Origin of the sequence: Aeromonas sp. Y311-2, from assembly GCF_027706025.1 — a bacterium.
GTDB classification, from domain to species: domain Bacteria; phylum Pseudomonadota; class Gammaproteobacteria; order Enterobacterales; family Aeromonadaceae; genus Aeromonas; species Aeromonas veronii.
The window spans coordinates 45661-62818 of sequence record NZ_JAPDCL010000006.1 but is presented as its reverse complement, the minus strand read 5'-3'; the positions used below and the strand labels follow the sequence as shown (position 1 = coordinate 62818).

Annotated in this window: 10 protein-coding genes; 8 read left to right on the top strand and 2 right to left on the bottom strand. The window is 59.5% G+C overall.

Annotation, left to right across the window (positions count from 1 at the left end):
* Positions 1 to 471 (bottom strand): retropepsin-like aspartic protease family protein, encoded by a 471-nt coding sequence (locus OKC42_RS07795; RefSeq protein WP_158113353.1) that lies wholly within the window; start codon positions 469 to 471, stop codon positions 1 to 3.
* Between the two features lie 130 nt (positions 472 to 601).
* Here OKC42_RS07795 and ampD point away from each other — a divergent pair, with 130 nt between their 5' ends.
* From ampD to OKC42_RS07765, 6 genes are all read left to right on the top strand, one after another.
* Entirely contained in the window at positions 602 to 1177 is a 576-nt protein-coding gene (gene ampD / locus OKC42_RS07790) for a 1,6-anhydro-N-acetylmuramyl-L-alanine amidase AmpD (RefSeq protein ID WP_270819410.1), read from the top strand.
* A gap of 278 nt (positions 1178 to 1455) precedes the next feature.
* Positions 1456 to 2220, top strand: coding sequence for a pyruvate dehydrogenase complex transcriptional repressor PdhR (pdhR, locus tag OKC42_RS07785; RefSeq protein WP_005336127.1), 765 nt, complete (start codon positions 1456 to 1458; stop codon positions 2218 to 2220).
* A 79-nt stretch (positions 2221 to 2299) separates the two neighbouring features.
* Positions 2300 to 4960 carry a pyruvate dehydrogenase (acetyl-transferring), homodimeric type gene (gene aceE / locus OKC42_RS07780; protein WP_005355086.1) on the top strand — a complete coding sequence of 887 codons (2661 nt, stop codon included), beginning with the start codon at positions 2300 to 2302 and terminating at the stop codon, positions 4958 to 4960.
* A gap of 119 nt (positions 4961 to 5079) precedes the next feature.
* The gene (gene aceF / locus OKC42_RS07775; protein ID WP_270819409.1) at positions 5080 to 6969 is read left to right on the top strand and encodes a pyruvate dehydrogenase complex dihydrolipoyllysine-residue acetyltransferase; all 1890 of its coding nucleotides are present in this window, start codon (positions 5080 to 5082) and stop codon (positions 6967 to 6969) included.
* A gap of 148 nt (positions 6970 to 7117) precedes the next feature.
* The gene (lpdA, locus tag OKC42_RS07770) at positions 7118 to 8545 is read left to right on the top strand and encodes a dihydrolipoyl dehydrogenase (protein ID WP_042058717.1); all 1428 of its coding nucleotides are present in this window, start codon (positions 7118 to 7120) and stop codon (positions 8543 to 8545) included.
* A 124-nt stretch (positions 8546 to 8669) separates the two neighbouring features.
* Complete coding sequence (locus OKC42_RS07765) at positions 8670 to 9632, top strand: sensor domain-containing diguanylate cyclase (RefSeq protein ID WP_139494782.1); 963 nt, start codon at positions 8670 to 8672, stop codon at positions 9630 to 9632.
* A gap of 90 nt (positions 9633 to 9722) precedes the next feature.
* On the opposite strand, the gene OKC42_RS07760 is transcribed toward OKC42_RS07765, so the two are convergent.
* Positions 9723 to 11633 carry a methyl-accepting chemotaxis protein gene (locus OKC42_RS07760; protein WP_270819408.1) on the bottom strand — a complete coding sequence of 637 codons (1911 nt, stop codon included), beginning with the start codon at positions 11631 to 11633 and terminating at the stop codon, positions 9723 to 9725.
* A 234-nt stretch (positions 11634 to 11867) separates the two neighbouring features.
* Here OKC42_RS07760 and OKC42_RS07755 point away from each other — a divergent pair, with 234 nt between their 5' ends.
* Both OKC42_RS07755 and acnB read left to right on the top strand, forming a co-directional pair.
* Positions 11868 to 14129, top strand: coding sequence for a patatin-like phospholipase family protein (locus tag OKC42_RS07755; RefSeq protein ID WP_270819489.1), 2262 nt, complete (start codon positions 11868 to 11870; stop codon positions 14127 to 14129).
* Between the two features lie 229 nt (positions 14130 to 14358).
* The gene (acnB, locus tag OKC42_RS07750) at positions 14359 to 16956 is read left to right on the top strand and encodes a bifunctional aconitate hydratase 2/2-methylisocitrate dehydratase (protein ID WP_270819407.1); all 2598 of its coding nucleotides are present in this window, start codon (positions 14359 to 14361) and stop codon (positions 16954 to 16956) included.
* The last annotated feature ends 202 nt before the right edge of the window (positions 16957 to 17158 follow it).

Genomic DNA, 17158 nt, shown 5'->3' with positions numbered 1-17158 from the left:
TTATTCCTGCAAGGGTCTGAGCAGCAGTTGCCGCTCCTTTTGAACCAGCTCCAGCCGACCGAGGGCGTTCATGCCAACCAGCACTTCGTCACCGTCTGCCACCGGATTGATAAAGATGGCCAGATCGTACAAGGTCAATGGCCCCATCGCCAGCGTTTCGATGGTGCCGTTGCCGACCCGGATCTGCCCCGCGGCGGTATTGACCTGGCTGCTGCCATGAGCGGTCAGGCCGAGCCGCTCGGCAACCTGCTGCGGGATGGTGATGCGGGTTGCGCCGGTATCGAGCAGCAGTTGCACCGGCTGACCGTTGATGGCACCCTCCAGACGATAGTGGCCGCTCTGGTCGGCCCGCAGCAACAACTCGCCGCTGGCGGTGACGCTTGGTTGGTTGCGGGAGTGAAAATAGAGGGTCAGCAGGCCCATCAAAGAGAGCCAGGCCAGTAACCACATCCAGCGTGCCGTGTGCTGCATACCCCATCCATATCGAGCGGAAGATGACTCAGCCTAACATACCATTTCCCGTTGATTCAGTGAGTTGGTGCCGGGTTGCCTATCAGGTATCTTCGTTTTTTCGCCATTTATCAGCCAACTCGAGTAGCCGATGACTCAACTCGCTTCGCAACCTTTTTTCTCTATCGATGCCGCTGGCTGGTGCCAGCAGGCGCGCCGGGTGCCTTCTCCCCATCACAACGAACGGGCCGCCCCGGATGATATCTCCCTGCTGGTGGTTCATGGCATCAGCCTGCCGCCAGGGGAGTTCGGCGGCCCCTTTATCGACGATCTCTTTATGGGACGACTCGACCCTGAGGCTCATCCCTATTTTGCCGGTATCCATCAGCTGCGGGTTTCGGCACACTGCCTGATCCGCCGTGATGGCGAGCTGGTGCAGTATGTGCCGTTTGGCGCGCGCGCCTGGCACGCTGGTGTCTCGAGCTGGCAGGGGAGGGAGGCATGTAATGACTTCTCCATTGGCATCGAGCTGGAAGGGACTGACGAAATCCCCTACAACGAGGCTCAATACCGGGCGCTGGCGGGGCTCACCCGAGCTATTTCGGAGCGCTATCCGGCGATTACCCACGAAAAAATTGTCGGCCATTGCGACATCGCGCCAGGGCGCAAGACGGATCCCGGAGCCAGTTTCCAGTGGGATTACTACCGGCAACTACTAAACAGCTAAAGTAAATGTTCAAATTTAGTTTGGATTTTAAAATCAATGGCTTGCCTATCTGGCAGGCCATTTTTGTCTCTGGTTGCGCAAATGTTATTTGTGAGCGTGGTCAAGAATATTGGTCAGACCATTTTCTATGAGCTAAATCATGTTTCCCCTGCTTTACCCCTTAAGTGGTGGGGGTGATTCTTGACTCAGATCATCTTTTGAGTGGACTTTTCAAAAGGCCTCTGCTAATTTTCGCCCCATCCATAAAATTGGTAATACCAATTTAACAAAGTAGCCTCATGCCCTATCGCAAGATTACGCAACCCAAGTTGGCCGACTCCATTGTCGCCGAGCTGGAACAGATGATTCTGGAAGGCAGCCTGCAACCGGGGCAGAAATTGCCTCCCGAGCGGGAACTCGCCATCCAGTTTCAGGTATCGCGCCCCTCCTTGCGCGAAGCCATCCAGCGACTGGAAGCGCGCGGATTGCTTTATCGCCGTCAGGGCGGCGGCACTTATGTGCAGAATGCCCTGAGCAAGGGGATCGCCGATCCTCTGTTCGAACTGCTCAGTACCCACCCGGAAGCCCAGTATGACCTGCTGGAGTTTCGCCATGCGCTGGAAGGCATCTGTGCCTACTACGCGGCCTTGCGGGGAACCGGGTCTGATTTCGAGCGCATTCGTCAGGTGCAAACCACCATCGAAGAGGCGGGCCAGCTGGGCTCGCTGGTGGCCGAGTCGGCAGCCGTCACCCAGTTCTATCTGGCGGTGGCCGAGGCGTCCCACAACGTGGTGCTGCTGCACCTGCTGCGGGCAATGAGCCCGATGCTCGAGCAGAACATTCTGCAGAATAACGAGATTTTGAATCGCCGCCCGGGAGTGGTAGCCAAGATACGTCGCCATCGCGCGAATCTGATCGAGGCTATTCTTTCGGGGGCTCCGGAGCGGGCCAGAACAGCTTGTCATGAGCATCTGGCCTTTATCGAGGACACCTTGTTGGATATGCAGAGGGAAGACAGCCGGATCCAGCGATCCATGCGTCGGATCCGTCAGCAGGAAAACTAATCCCACAAGGCTCTATTGTCGAATGCTTGCGCCCTTCGCCGTGCAATGCCGTGCAATCACAACAACATAGGAACCAGCCATGTCTGATATCCTGAAGAACGATGTGGACCCGATAGAAACGCTGGAGTGGCTTGCCTCTCTGGAATCCCTGCTGCGTGAAGAGGGTCCGCAACGCGCTCAGTTCATCCTTGAACAGTTGGCCGAGAAAGCCCGCGTAAGCGGTGTGGACGTGGCTGCCAAGGCAAATCGCGATTACATCAACACCATCCCGTCCAGCGATGAGCCGGACTACCCGGGTGACCTGGAGATGGAACGCCGCATTCGCGCCATCATCCGCTGGAACGCCATGATGATCGTGCTGCGCGCGTCCAAGAAAGACTTGGACCTGGGTGGTCACATGTCTTCCTTCGCTTCTTCTGCGACCATCTATGATGTCTGCTTCAACCACTTCTTCCGTGCTCGCAACGAGAAGGATGGTGGCGATCTGGTTTACTTCCAGGGTCATATCTCCCCGGGCATCTATGCTCGCGCCTTTGCTGAAGGTCGTCTGACCGAAGAGCAGCTGGACAACTTCCGTCAGGAAGTGGACGGCAAGGGTATCCCTTCCTATCCGCACCCGAAACTGATGCCGGACTTCTGGCAGTTCCCGACCGTCTCCATGGGTCTGGGCCCCATCGCCGCCATCTATCAGGCTCGCTTCCTGAAGTACCTGACCGACCGTGGTATCAAGGATTGCTCCGAGCAGACCGTTTACGCCTTCCTGGGTGATGGCGAGATGGACGAGCCGGAAGCCAAGGGTGCCCTGACCGTTGCCGTGCGTGAAAAGCTCGACAACCTGGTATTCGTGGTCAACTGCAACCTGCAGCGTCTGGATGGTCCGGTTGTCGGTAACGGCAAGGTCATCAACGAGCTGGAAGGCCTGTTTGCTGGCGCCGGTTGGGACGTGACCAAGGTGATCTGGGGTCGCAAGTGGGATGAGCTGCTGAAGAAAGACACGTCCGGCAAGCTGATCCAGCTGATGAACGAGACCGTGGACGGTGACTACCAGACCATGAAGTCCCGCGACGGTGGCTACATCCGCGAGCACTTCTTCAACCGTTATCCGGAAACTGCCGCGCTGGTCAAAGACATGACCGACGAGGAGATCTTCGCGCTGAACCGCGGTGGTCACGATCCTCGCAAACTGTTCGCCGCGTTCAACAAGGCGACCCAGACCAAGGGCAAGCCGACCGTTATTCTGGCCAAGACCATCAAGGGTTACGGCATGGGTGAAGCGGCCGAAGGCAAGAACATCGCTCACCAGGTCAAGAAGATGGAGCTGGACTCCGTGCGTCACCTGCGTGACCGCTTCAACCTGCCGGTGGCCGACGAGCAACTGGCCGATCTGCCTTACCTGAAGATCGAAGCCGGTTCTGCCGAGCACAAATACCTGCACGACCGTCGCACTGCCCTGAAAGGCTATGTGCCGACCCGTCTGCGCGAAAGCACCACCAAGCTGGAAATCCCGGCACTGGATGCCTTCGGCCCGCTGCTGGGTGAGCAGGCGCGCGAAATCTCCACCACCATGGCGTTCGTGCGTTCCCTGAACGTGATGCTGAAAGACAAGTCCATCGGCAAGCGCATCGTTCCGATCCTGGCTGACGAAGCCCGTACCTTCGGTATGGAAGGTCTGTTCCGCCAGATCGGTATCTACAGCCCGCACGGTCAGCAGTACACCCCGCAAGACCGCGACATCGTCTCCTACTACAAGGAAGACAAGCAGGGTCAGGTTCTGCAAGACGGTATCAACGAGCTGGGCGCCATGTCCTCCTGGCTGGCTGCTGCGACCTCTTACAGCACCAACGACTGCCCGATGATCCCGTTCTACATCTACTACTCCATGTTCGGCTTCCAGCGGATCGGCGACATGGCGTGGGCAGCCGGTGACCAGCAAGCCCGTGGCTTCCTGCTGGGTGCAACCTCCGGTCGTACTACCCTGAACGGCGAAGGTCTGCAGCACGAAGATGGTCACAGCCACATCCTGGCGAACACCATCCCGAACTGCATCTCCTACGACCCGTCCTACGCCTATGAAGTGGCAGTGATCGTACAGGACGGCCTGCGCCGCATGTACGGTGAGAACCCGGAGAACGTGTTCTACTACATCACCACCCTGAACGAGAACTACGCCATGCCGGCCATGCCGGAAGGCGCCGAGGAAGGCATCCGCAAGGGTATCTACAAGCTGGAATCCGTCGCCGGTGCCAAGGCGAAAGTTCAGCTGCTGGGTTGTGGTTCCATCCTGGGTCACGTGCGCAAGGCTGCCCAGATCCTGGCCAGCGAGTACGGCATCGGTTCCGATGTGTTCAGCGTCACCTCCTTCAACGAGCTGGCTCGTGACGGTCAGGACGCGGATCGCTGGAACATGCTGCACCCGACTGCCGAAGCTCGCGTACCGTACATCGCTCAGGTACTGGGTTCCGAAGCCACCATCGCTGCGACCGACTACATGAAGTCCTTCGCCGATCAGGTTCGCGCCTTCGTTCCGACCGAGAACTACCGCGTGCTGGGCACCGACGGTTACGGCCGTTCCGACAGCCGTGCCAACCTGCGTCGTCACTTCGAAGTGAACGAGTTCTACGTGGTGGTTGCTGCTCTGACCGAACTGGCCAAGCGCGGCGAGGTAGACAAGCAGGTTGTGGCCGACGCCATCGCCAAGTACGGCATCGATGCCGACAAGGTCAACCCGCTGTACGCGTAAGTGGATCAAGGGGCGCGCCGTCATACGGCGCGACCCTGCCAGGATTTAAAACGGTTAACGCGAGATGTGCGTGGCGGCATCAGCCAGCCACGCGGATCGACGCAAGAGGATAAAGCACAATGTCCAAACAGATTATGGTGCCGGATATCGGCGCCGATGAGGTTGAAGTCACCGAGATCATGGTGGCCGTGGGTGACAAGGTCGAGCTGGACCAGTCCATCATCGCGGTAGAAGGCGACAAGGCCTCCATGGAAGTTCCGGCCCCGTCCGCCGGTATCGTTAAAGAGATCCTGATCAAGGTGGGCGACAAGGTTGCCACCGGTTCCCAGATCATGATCTTCGAAGCCGAAGGCGCTGCCGCCCCTGCTGAAGTGGCTGCACCGGTTGCTGCTGCTCCGGCCGCCGTACCTGCCGCTGCCGTGCGCAAAGATGTGCACGTACCGGACATCGGTGACGACGAAGTGGACGTGACTGAAATCATGGTTGCCGTGGGCGACATGGTAGAAGCTGACCAGTCCATCATTGCCGTGGAAGGTGACAAGGCCTCCATGGAAGTACCGGCACCGTTCGCAGGCCGCGTAGTCGAGATCAAGGTGGCCGCTGGTGCCAAGGTCTCTACCGGCTCTCTGGTGATGGTATTTGAAGTGGCTGGCGCTGCGCCTGCTGCCGTTGCTGCTCCGGCCCAAGCTGCCGCGCCCGTGGCTGCTGCCCCGGTTGCCGCTGCTGCCAAAGAGGTCAACGTACCGGATATCGGTGGCGACGAAGTGGAAGTCACCGAGATCATGGTTGCTGTGGGTGACAAGGTTGAAGCCGACCAGTCCCTGATCGCCGTTGAAGGTGACAAGGCCTCCATGGAAGTGCCTGCGCCGTTCGCCGGTGTGGTCAAAGAGATCAAGGTGAAGGCGGGTGACAAGGTCTCCACCGGTTCCCTGATCATGGTCTTCGAAGTGGCTGGCGCTGCTCCTGCCGCCGCGCCGGTTGCTCAAGCTGCCGCCCCGGTCGCTGCAGCCCCTGTTGCCGCTGCTCCGGCTCCGGTTGCCCAGGCTGCTGCCGCTGCGACCGATTTTGTTGCCAACGACGCCTACGTGCACGCCTCTCCGGCGGTACGCCGTCTGGCACGCGAGTTCGGTGTCAACCTGGCCAAGGTGAAAGCCTCCGGTCGCAAGGGCCGCATCGTCAAAGAAGACGTGCAAGCCTACGTGAAGGATGCCATCAAGCGTGCCGAGTCCGCTCCTGCCTCTGCCGGCGTAGCCGGTGGCAACGGTCTGGGCGTACTGCCGTGGCCGAAAGTAGACTTCAGCAAGTTTGGTGATGTGGAAGAGGTCGAGCTGACCCGCATCCAGAAGATCTCCGGTCCGAACCTGCACCGCAACTGGGTCATGATCCCTCATGTCACCCAGTTCGACGAAGCCGATACCACCGAGCTGGAAGCGTTCCGCAAAGAGCAGAATGCGATGCTCGAGAAGCAGAAGGCTGACGTGAAGATCACCCCGCTGGTGTTCATCCTGAAAGCCGCCGCCAAGGCGCTGGAAGCTCACCCGCGCTTCTGCAGCTCCCTGTCCGAAGATGGCAGCAAGCTGATCATGAAGAAGTACATCCACATCGGTGTGGCGGTAGATACCCCCAACGGTCTGGTTGTGCCCGTGGTGCGCGATGTTAACAAGAAGGGCATCATGGAGCTGTCTCGCGATCTGGCCGAGATCTCCAAGAAGGCCCGTGCCGGCAAGCTGACTGCTGCCGACATGCAGGGCGGTTGCTTCACCATCTCCAGCCTGGGTGGCATCGGCGGTACCAGCTTTACCCCGATCGTCAACGCGCCGGAAGTGGCCATCCTCGGTGTTTCCAAGTCCGAGATGAAGCCGAAGTGGAACGGCAAAGAGTTCGCGCCGCGCCTGATGCTGCCGCTGGCTCTGAGCTACGACCACCGCGTGATCGATGGTGCCGATGGGGCTCGCTTCATCACCACCATGAACGGCGTGCTGTCCGACATTCGTCGACTGGTCCTGTAAGTGAGAGGGTGGGCCCAGAGCCTGCCCTTTTTACTTCTCATTTCATTAACATGATCGTAAACTTGCCCCGTTTTTTTCACGGCTGCAGCCACCCGTTTCGGTATAAGACTGCGCTGTCCGGGGATATAAGAACGACAAAGAGGTCATGATGAGTAAAGAAATCAAAACCCAGGTCGTAGTACTGGGTGCTGGCCCTGCCGGTTATTCCGCTGCTTTCCGTGCAGCCGATCTGGGTCTGGATACTATTATCGTCGAGCGTTACTCCACCCTGGGTGGCGTCTGCCTGAACGTGGGCTGCATCCCCTCCAAGGCGCTGCTGCACGTTGCCAAAGTGATTGAAGAAGCCAAGGCGCTGGCCGAGCACGGCATCGTCTTCGGTGCCCCGCAGACCGACATCGACAAGATCCGTCTGTGGAAAGAGAAGGTTATCAACCAGCTGACCGGCGGTCTGGCTGGCATGGCCAAGATGCGTAAAGTTCAGGTTGTGAACGGCTTCGGCAAGTTCACCGGCCCGAATACCATCGAAGTTGAAGGCGCTGATGGCAAGACCACCGTGACCTTCGACAACGCCATCATCGCGGCCGGTTCCCGTCCGGTGAAACTGCCGTTTATCCCGCACGATGATCCCCGCGTATGGGACTCTACCGATGCGCTGGAGCTGAAAACCGTTCCCGGCAAACTGCTGGTTATCGGTGGCGGCATCATCGGTCTGGAGATGGGTACTGTTTACTCTTCTCTGGGTTCCGAGATCGACGTGGTGGAATTTGCCGACCAGCTGGTTCCGGCTGCCGACAAAGACATCGTCAAGATCTACACCAAGCGCGTCGCCAAGAAATTCAACATCATGCTGGAGACCAAGGTCACCGCAGTTGAAGCGCGCGAAGACGGCCTGTACGTCTCCTATGAAGGCAAGCACGCTCCGGCCGAGCCGGTTCGCTACGACAACGTGCTGGTTGCCGTAGGTCGTGTGCCGAACGGCAAGATGCTGGATGCCGAGAAAGCTGGCGTTGCCGTGACCGAGCGTGGTTTCATCGAGGTGGACAAGCAGCTGCGTACCAACGTGGCGCACATCCACGCCATCGGTGACATCGTGGGTCAGCCGATGCTGGCGCACAAAGGTGTTCACGAAGGTCACGTTGCCGCCGAAGTGATCGCAGGCAAGAAGCACTACTTCGACCCGAAAGTGATCCCGTCCATCGCCTACACCGAGCCAGAGATGGCATGGGTTGGTCTGACCGAGAAGGAAGCCAAGCAACAGGGCCTGAACTTCGAAGTCGCCACCTTCCCGTGGGCTGCTTCCGGCCGCGCCATTGCGTCCGACTGCTCCGACGGTATGACCAAGCTGATCTTCGACAAGGAGAGCGGCCGAGTCATCGGTGGTGCCATCGTCGGTACCAACGGTGGTGAACTGCTGGGTGAAATCGGTCTGGCCATCGAGATGGGTGCGGACGCCGAAGATATCGCGCTGACCATCCACGCTCACCCGACTCTGCACGAGTCCGTGGGTCTGGCTGCCGAAGTGTTCGAAGGCTCCATCACCGACCTGCCGAACGCCAAGGCCAAGAAGAAAAAGTAATTTTCTTCCCCGCTTGTCTAAAAAGCCGCTCGAATGAGCGGCTTTTTGTTTTCTCCGTGCAGTCCCGACTTCGACAAAGCCCAATATGCTAAAGATAGGTTTTGGCACTGACGAGAGAGGCACGATGCTAGAAGCACCCATTCCACCCGATGAGGTATTGCGGCTGGAGACCCTGCGGCGGCTCTCTTTGCTGGATTCCGAGGCTGAGGAGCGGTTTGATCGGCTGACCCGCATGGCCCGACGGGTGTTCAATGTCCCCATCGCGCTGGTGAGTCTGGTGGATGAAGATCGCCAGTGGTTCAAATCCTGCATCGGTCTGGAGGTCCGTGAGACTGCCCGGGACATTTCGTTCTGTGGCCACGCCATCATGGGTAATGAGACCTTCATCGTGCCAGATGCTTCGCAGGATCCCCGCTTTGCCGACAATCCGCTGGTGGTGGGTGGGCCCGGCATCCGCTTCTATGCCGGACAGCCACTGCGGATCGCCAACGGCTGCAAACTGGGGACGCTCTGCATCATCGATACGGTACCGCGGGAATTGAGCGACGAGGATGTGGGGTTGCTCAAGGATCTGGCGGCGATGGTGGTGCGGGAGCTCGAAGCAGTGCAGCTGGCCACCATTGATGAGTTGACCTTGATCTCCAATCGGCGCGGGTTCGTGATGCTGGCGGAGAAGAGCCTCTCGCTGGCCAGTCGCTTGCAGATGCCACTGGCACTGCTCTATCTGGATCTCAATGGCTTCAAGGGGATCAATGATCGGTGGGGGCATGCAGAAGGGGATCGGGCCCTGATCGCCTTTGCCACTCTGCTAAAGCAGGCTTTTCGTGGCGCAGACGTGTTTGCCCGCATGGGCGGCGATGAGTTTGCCGTCCTGTTGCCCAATGTGATGGAGGCGCAAGCGCAACTGGCCTATGAGCGTTTCAATGCCATGTTGGCCGAGCACAATCAGCACAGTGGTTGCGGTTATGCGCTGACCTGCAGCACCGGGATTGTCTGCTATGACGGGCACGGCTGTGTCTCCCTGGCCGAGCTGCTCACCCGCGCGGATGAGCTGATGTATCAGCGCAAACGGGATGGCAAGGGCTGACTGCTATGCCGGATTAGCCGCCACCAAAACAACAGAGAGCGCCACGGCGCTCTCTGTTGTTGATGGCTTAGGTCAAGGCCAAGGTCGGGGTCAGAGTCGGAAGTTGCCGACCAGCTTGTCCAGCTGACCGGAGAGCTGCTGCAGGCTGCGGCTCGATTCGGTCAGCTGGTGGGCGATGTCGGCGGTCTCCATGGTGAGCTGGTTGATGTCTTCCACGTTGCGGTTGATCTCGCCGACCACGCTGGACTGCTCCTCGGTGGCGGTGGCGACCTGGATGTTCATGTCGTTGATCTGGGTGATGTGGGCGGTGATCTGGCCGAGGGCGGCGTTGGCCTCATCGGCCTGGCTCACCACCTCCAGACTCTGGTTGCGCCCCTGTGCCATGGCGCTGACCGCGCGGGCACTCTGCTCCTGCAAGCGGTTGATCATCCCCTGGATCTCGGCAGTCGAGGCGGCGGAGCGGTTGGCCAGATTGCGCACTTCATCTGCCACCACGGCGAAACCGCGACCCTGTTCACCGGCACGAGCGGCCTCGATGGCGGCGTTAAGTGCCAGCAGGTTGGTCTGCTCCGAGATGCTGCGGATGGTTTCGAGGATGCTACCGATGGAGTCGGTCTGGCTGGCCAGCGACTCGATAACCCCTGCCACCTGCTCAATCTCGCCGGAGAGGTCGACGATGCCGTGGCGCGCCTGCACCACCACTACCGCACCCGCATCGGCCTGATCGTTGGCCTGTCTGGCTACTTCGGCTGCCAGAGAGGCGTTACCGGCGATCTCGCTCACCGTGGCCCCCATTTGGTGGATGGCGGTGGCCACCTGCACGGTGCGGTCACGCTGGGCAGTGCAGTTATGCTGGGTCAGCTGCGCCTTGTTGGCCACCTCGTTGGCGGTGGCCGCGAGCTGGCGGGAGTTCTCCGCTACCTGCTCGATGGATCCGTGAATCTTGGCGACGAAGTTGTTGAAACCGGTGGCGACCTGACTCAGTTCGTCACGTCCTTCCACCTTGAGGCGCTTGGTGAGATCCCCATCGCCGCTGCCCAGCTCCTTGAACAGGCGGGCCAACTCGTTGAGCGGGCGGCTGACCGAGCCTGCCAGCAGCATCCCCATCAGCCCCATGGCCAGCGCAATCACCAGCGAGATCATCAGGATCTCGTTGCGGGTCTGATCCAGCTCGGCATAGATCTCGGCTTCTGGCACCTGGGCCACCAGATACCAGTCGAGCAGCGGGATATAGCTGCTGGCCAGTACCATGGGCTCGCCATTGACTTCGGCGTTGATGACGGCAAAGGGACGTTTGGCCAGCAGGCTGCCGGTATCTCCGCTGGCAATGTTGCCAAGCGTGTCACGCTCGATGCGGTTGGCCTCGGGGTGCAGCTTCACCTTGCCGCTGCCATCGACCATAAAGACGATGCCGCTCTCTTCCAGCCGGAAGTTGGAGACCATGGTCACCATGGTGTCGAGGGATTTGGCAAAGCCGGCCAACCCGCGCCCGTTGAGCTGCTGGAAGTTGACGAACAGCTTCACCTCGCCGTTGCTCTCGCGGAAGATGCTGAGGGTCATCTCCTTCTGGCTCTTGGTGTAGTCATAGAACCAGGCATCTTGCGTGGGGGTCAGGTTGCGCAGAAAGCCATCCTGGTTGTAGTAGGCGGCACTCTGACGATCGGCGAAGGAGGCGGTCACCAGACCATACTGGTTGGCCACATCCTTGAGCTGGTTGATGAGGATTGGCTCCTGCTCTTTGGGCATGCCCCGATCCACCCAGTCGAGGATGAAGCGGTCGGTGGCCAGTTGGCGGGCGGCCTGGGCGATGCCGTGGAGATCCTGTTCAATCTCCTTGCTGATCCGCTGGGTCAGGTTGGGGAGCTCCTGCTCGAACATCCGGTTTTCGATCAGTTGCTGGGCCGAGCGTTGACTGAAGTAGCCTACCAGCAGGCAGGAGACGACCACGGCCAGGGTGACCGTGGCCAGTATTTTCTGTTTAAGAGTGAGGGTTGCCAGCATAAAGGTGCTCAAAAGGTTGAGATTGACGACGCTCATATTAGCGGCAGCGCGGCGCTACCCATGAGGCTTGCAGCCCTTTATTTGCGGATTACGTTTGCGCTCACAGGGGCGGCGGCGTGCCCCTTCGCCATGCAGCACAGGCGGGATGCGGATTGACGGTTGCGCTAACTGCCGGGCCCCTTATAGTAGAGGCCATCCTTGGTGACTGACCCTCTGAATAATATGGAAAATATGATGCGCAGCTTAGGTGCGGGATGGACCCGTCTGCTTTTGGTGATGCTGGCGGCCTGCCCGCTGCTGGCTGTGGCGGCACAGGGGGATCGCCCAAAAATTGCGGTGGTGCTCAGCGGCGGCGGCGCCAAGGGGTCGGCCCATATCGGCATCCTCAAGGTGCTGGAGCAGAAACGGATTCCGGTCGACATCATAGTCGGCACCAGCATGGGCTCTTATGTGGCGGGGATGTATGCCATGGGGCTCAGTGCCGAGGAGGTGGAGCGCACCACCTTGGCCATCGACTGGAACAAGGGCTATCAGGACAAGGTGGGCCGCGACGAGCTGTCGTTGCGCAAGAAGCAGCAGAACGAGCAGTACCAACTGCGCACCGACATAGGGGTGAATGGCGACACCACCCAGCTGCCGGACGGTTTCTTCCAGGGCCAATCCATGGCCAGCCTGCTGCGGGGGGCCACCTCCAACCTGCCGGTGCAGGAGAGCTTCGATGATCTCCCCATTCCCTACCGCGCCATGGCGACCGACATGGAGACGGTCACCCCCTTCGTGCTCGATCACGGCAGCCTGGCCAAGGCGATGCAGGCCTCCATGTCCATTCCCGGCGCCCTCAAGCCGATGGAGTGGGAGGGGCACATCCTGGCGGACGGCGGCAGCGTCAATAACATGCCGGTGGATGTCGCCAAGGCGATGGGGGCCGACGTGGTGATCGCGGTGGATATCAGTGCCAAGCTGCGTACCCGGGAGTCCCTCAAGTCAGGGTTGGCCATGATTGACCAGCTCACCACCTACATGACCCAGGTGGGCACCGACAAGCAGAAGGCGCTGATGGGACCGAAGGATATTCTGATCGCCCCCGAGTTTGGCGATATGGGGATCGCCGACTTTGCCCGCATGCCGGAGGGGATCAAGATCGGTGAGGCGGCGGCTGACAAGGTGTCGCTGCAACTCGATAAGCTGTCGCTCACCAAGGCGCAGTACAACGCCTATCGCAACCAGAAGCTGAGCCGTCGTGCCGAGCGTAGCGGTCAGCCCGCCTACTTCATCGACAAGGTGGAGATCATCAACAAGTCGCGCCTCTCGGATGAGACGGTGCGCGCCATGCTGAAAGTGCGGCCGGACAAGGTACAGACCAACGAGAGTCTGGAAGCGGGCATTCGCCGCCTCTATGCCCTTGAGTCGTTCGATCGCATCACCTATGAGGTGGAGGAGCGTGACGGGGAAAACGTGCTGCTGGTGGATGCCAGCGAGAAGAACTGGGGGCCGGGCTACCTCAACTTCCAGTTCGGTTTCACCGATGACTTCGAGAACACCTCCAACTACAACGTCGGCATGTCCTATACCCTCACCAACGTCAACGAGTGGGGAGCCGAGTGGCTGACCGAAGCGTCGCTGGGCACGGCCAAACATATCAAGACCGACTTCTATACCCCGCTCGAACCCTCCCAGACCTTCTATGGTGAGGCGAGTCTGGCCTATGACCAGACCCTGCGCCGCCTGTTTTTCCCCAATCCGGATCCCGAGGCGGTTTCGATAAGCTATCTCGACTCCGAATACTCCTTCTTCAGCGGTGATCTGGCGGTGGGCTGGAACCGCCAGCCCTGGAGCCGGTTGTCGATGGGGCTGGAGGGACAACTGGGCACGATTGATGTGAAAAACTTCAAGGGGCTGGAGATGGATGCCACGGCGTGGGGCCCCTATGTCCGCTTTGAACACGACAATCTGGATAGCCGCTATTTCCCCTATCAGGGGATGAAATGGGACATGAAACTGGGCCACTCACACGTCAGTGTGGATGGACTCGAGTCGGCAGATGGCCGCAGTGAAGGCTGGAATTATCAGCTCTCGATGATCAAGCCCTGGTCATGGGACAGGCATAGCCTCAACCTGATCCTCGAAGGGGGTGGCTCGGGCAGTGAAGAGGTGGTGCCGCTGCATATTCAGGATCTGGGCGGGTTGTTCCGCCTCTCCGGCTTCCAGCGCTACCAGCTGAGCGGTCGCTACAGCCTGTTTGGTGGCCTGCGTTACATCTATCGGGTGGCAGACAATGACTTCGGTGCCCTCAAGATGCCGCTCTATCTGGGTGGATCTCTGGAGCAGGGCGGGGTCTGGAACAAGGGTGAGGATATCAGTCTGGAGAGCTCGTTTACCGCCGGGTCGGTTTATGTCGGGGTGGAGAGCTTCCTTGGCCCTGTGTTCCTCGGCTACGGCATGGCGGAGGGGGGCAATGACGTCTTCTATCTGCAATTGGGCAGTACGTTCGAATAATGCCGGAATGATGCCAATTTGTTAACTCTGGTTGAGGGCGTTCAATTAATTTTCAAAAAATACCAGTCTGTTTAATTGGTTACGATTTTGTGGTGAATAAGTAAACAGGGTTTGGATTTTAATTAGTCGTTAAAACTTATATAGTGGGGAGCACCCTACGGGGTGTCCCGCAAGGACGATCGCCGCGAGCGTGGGCGAACCCCAAAAAAAGACCAAAGAGGAATTAGTCGTGCTTGAAACATACCGTAAACACGTCGCAGAACGTGCCGCCGAGGGCGTGGTTGCCAAACCTCTGGATGCAGAGCAGGTCGCCGCCCTGGTTGAGCTGCTCAAGAACCCGCCCGCTGGCGAAGAAGACTTTCTGAAAGAGCTGTTGTCCTCCCGTATTCCCCCCGGTGTTGATGAAGCGGCCTATGTCAAAGCCGGTTTCCTCACCGCCGTCGCCAAGGGCGAAGCCCACTCTCCCATCCTGACTGCCGCCGAAGCCGTTGAGCTGCTGGGCACCATGCAGGGTGGTTACAACATTCAGCCGCTGATCGACCTGTTGGAACACGCCACTCTGGCGCCGCTTGCCGCCAAGGGGCTCTCCCACACCCTGCTGATGTTTGACTCCTTCCACGACGTGGAAGAGAAGGCCAAGGCGGGCAATGTCCACGCCAAACAGGTGATGCAATCCTGGGCTGATGCCGAGTGGTTCCTCTCCCGCCCGGAGCTGGCCGAGAAGATCACTGTCACCGTGTTCAAGGTGACCGGCGAAACCAACACCGACGACCTCTCGCCGGCACCGGACGCCTGGTCCCGCCCGGACATTCCGCTGCACGCCCTGGCGATGCTGAAAAACGCCCGTCCCGGCATTACTCCGGACAAGGATGGCGCCGTCGGCCCCATCAAGACCATCGATGCCCTGAAAGAGAAAGGCTTCCCGCTGGCCTATGTGGGTGACGTGGTCGGTACCGGTTCTTCCCGTAAATCCGCCACCAACTCGGTGCTCTGGTTTATGGGCGACGACATTCCGTTCGTGCCGAACAAGCGCGCTGGCGGTGTCTGTCTGGGTGGCAAGATTGCCCCGATCTTCTTCAACACCATGGAAGATGCCGGCGCTCTGCCCATCGAAGTGGACGTCTCCAAGCTGGAGATGGGCGATGTGATCGACATCTACCCCTATGCTGGCAAGATCTGCAAACACGGCACCGAACAGGTGCTGGCGCAGTTTGAACTGAAAACCGACGTGCTGATCGACGAAGTGCGCGCCGGTGGCCGTATCCCGCTGATCATCGGCCGCGGCTTGACTGACAAGGCCCGCGAAGCGCTGGGTCTGCCGTTCTCCACCGTGTTCCGTCGCCCGCAGCCGGTGGCCGATACCGGTAAAGGCTTCACCCTGGCCCAGAAGATGGTGGGCAAGGCGTGCGGCGTGAAGGGCATTCGCCCCGGCACTTACTGCGAGCCCAAGATGACCACGGTCGGCTCCCAGGACACCACTGGCCCGATGACCCGCGACGAGCTCAAAGATCTGGCCTGCCTCGGCTTCTCCGCCGACCTGACCATGCAGTCCTTCTGCCACACCGCGGCCTATCCCAAGCCCATCGACGTACAGACCCACCACACCCTGCCGGACTTCATCATGAACCGCGGCGGCGTGAGCTTGCGTCCGGGTGACGGGGTCATCCACTCCTGGCTGAACCGCATGCTGCTGCCGGATACCGTGGGTACCGGTGGTGACTCCCACACCCGTTTCCCCATCGGTATCTCCTTCCCTGCGGGCTCCGGTCTGGTGGCTTTCGCCGCTGCTACCGGCGTGATGCCGCTGGATATGCCGGAGTCCGTACTGGTGCGCTTCAAGGGCGAGCTGCAACCGGGCATCACCCTGCGTGATCTGGTTCATGCCATCCCTTACGCAGCCATCCAGAAAGGGCTGCTGACCGTCGAGAAAGCGGGCAAGAAGAACATCTTCTCCGGCCGCATCCTCGAGATCGAAGGTCTGCCGACCCTGAAAGTGGAACAAGCATTCGAGCTGGCCGATGCCAGCGCCGAGCGCTCCGCTGCCGGTTGCACCATCAAGCTGGATAAAGAGCCGATCATCGAGTATCTGAAGTCCAACATCGTGATGCTGAAATGGATGCTCTCCGAAGGCTACGGCGACGTACGCACCATCACCCGCCGCATCAAGGGGATGGAAGAGTGGCTGGCCAACCCGACCCTGATGGAAGCGGACAAGGATGCCGAGTACGCCGAAATCATCGAGATCGATCTGGCCACCATCAAGGAGCCGATCCTGTGTGCGCCGAACGATCCGGACGATGCCCGTCTGCTGAGCGACGTGGCTGGCGACAAGATCGACGAGGTGTTCATCGGTTCCTGCATGACCAACATCGGCCACTTCCGTGCCGCCGGCAAACTGCTCGAGAAGTATCAGGGCGAGCTGCCGACCCGCATGTGGATCGCACCACCCACCAAGATGGACAAGGATCAGCTGACCGAAGAGGGCTACTACGGCATCTTTGGTCGCGTTGGTGCCCGCATCGAGATCCCGGGCTGCTCCCTCTGCATGGGCAACCAGGCGCGGGTAGCGGAAGGAGCCTCTGTGGTTTCCACCTCCACCCGTAACTTCCCGAACCGTCTGGGTAAAGGTGCCAACGTCTACCTGACCTCTGCGGAGCTGGCCGCCGTTGCCGCCATCCTCGGCAAGATCCCGACCGTGGCGGAATACCTGCAGTACGCCAAGGCGCTGGATGCCACTGCGGCAGATACTTACCGCTACCTCAACTTCAACGAGATCGCCTCCTACACCAAGAAGGCCGATGCGGTGATCCTGCAGCAAGCCGTTTAACTGAGTTCTTGCGCGATTTGCGCGATAAGAAGCCAATAATGCCGCGTATTTACGCGGCATTATTTATTTTTGTGTTATTCACCGTCTTTTTTGAAGATTGTTTGCACGATCCTTGCTAGAGAGATCCAACCACCTGTTTGGTGGTTCGTTTTATAAACGCTTTGGGTTATGTTGTTCGGTTATGTGCGGTAATGATGAGGCA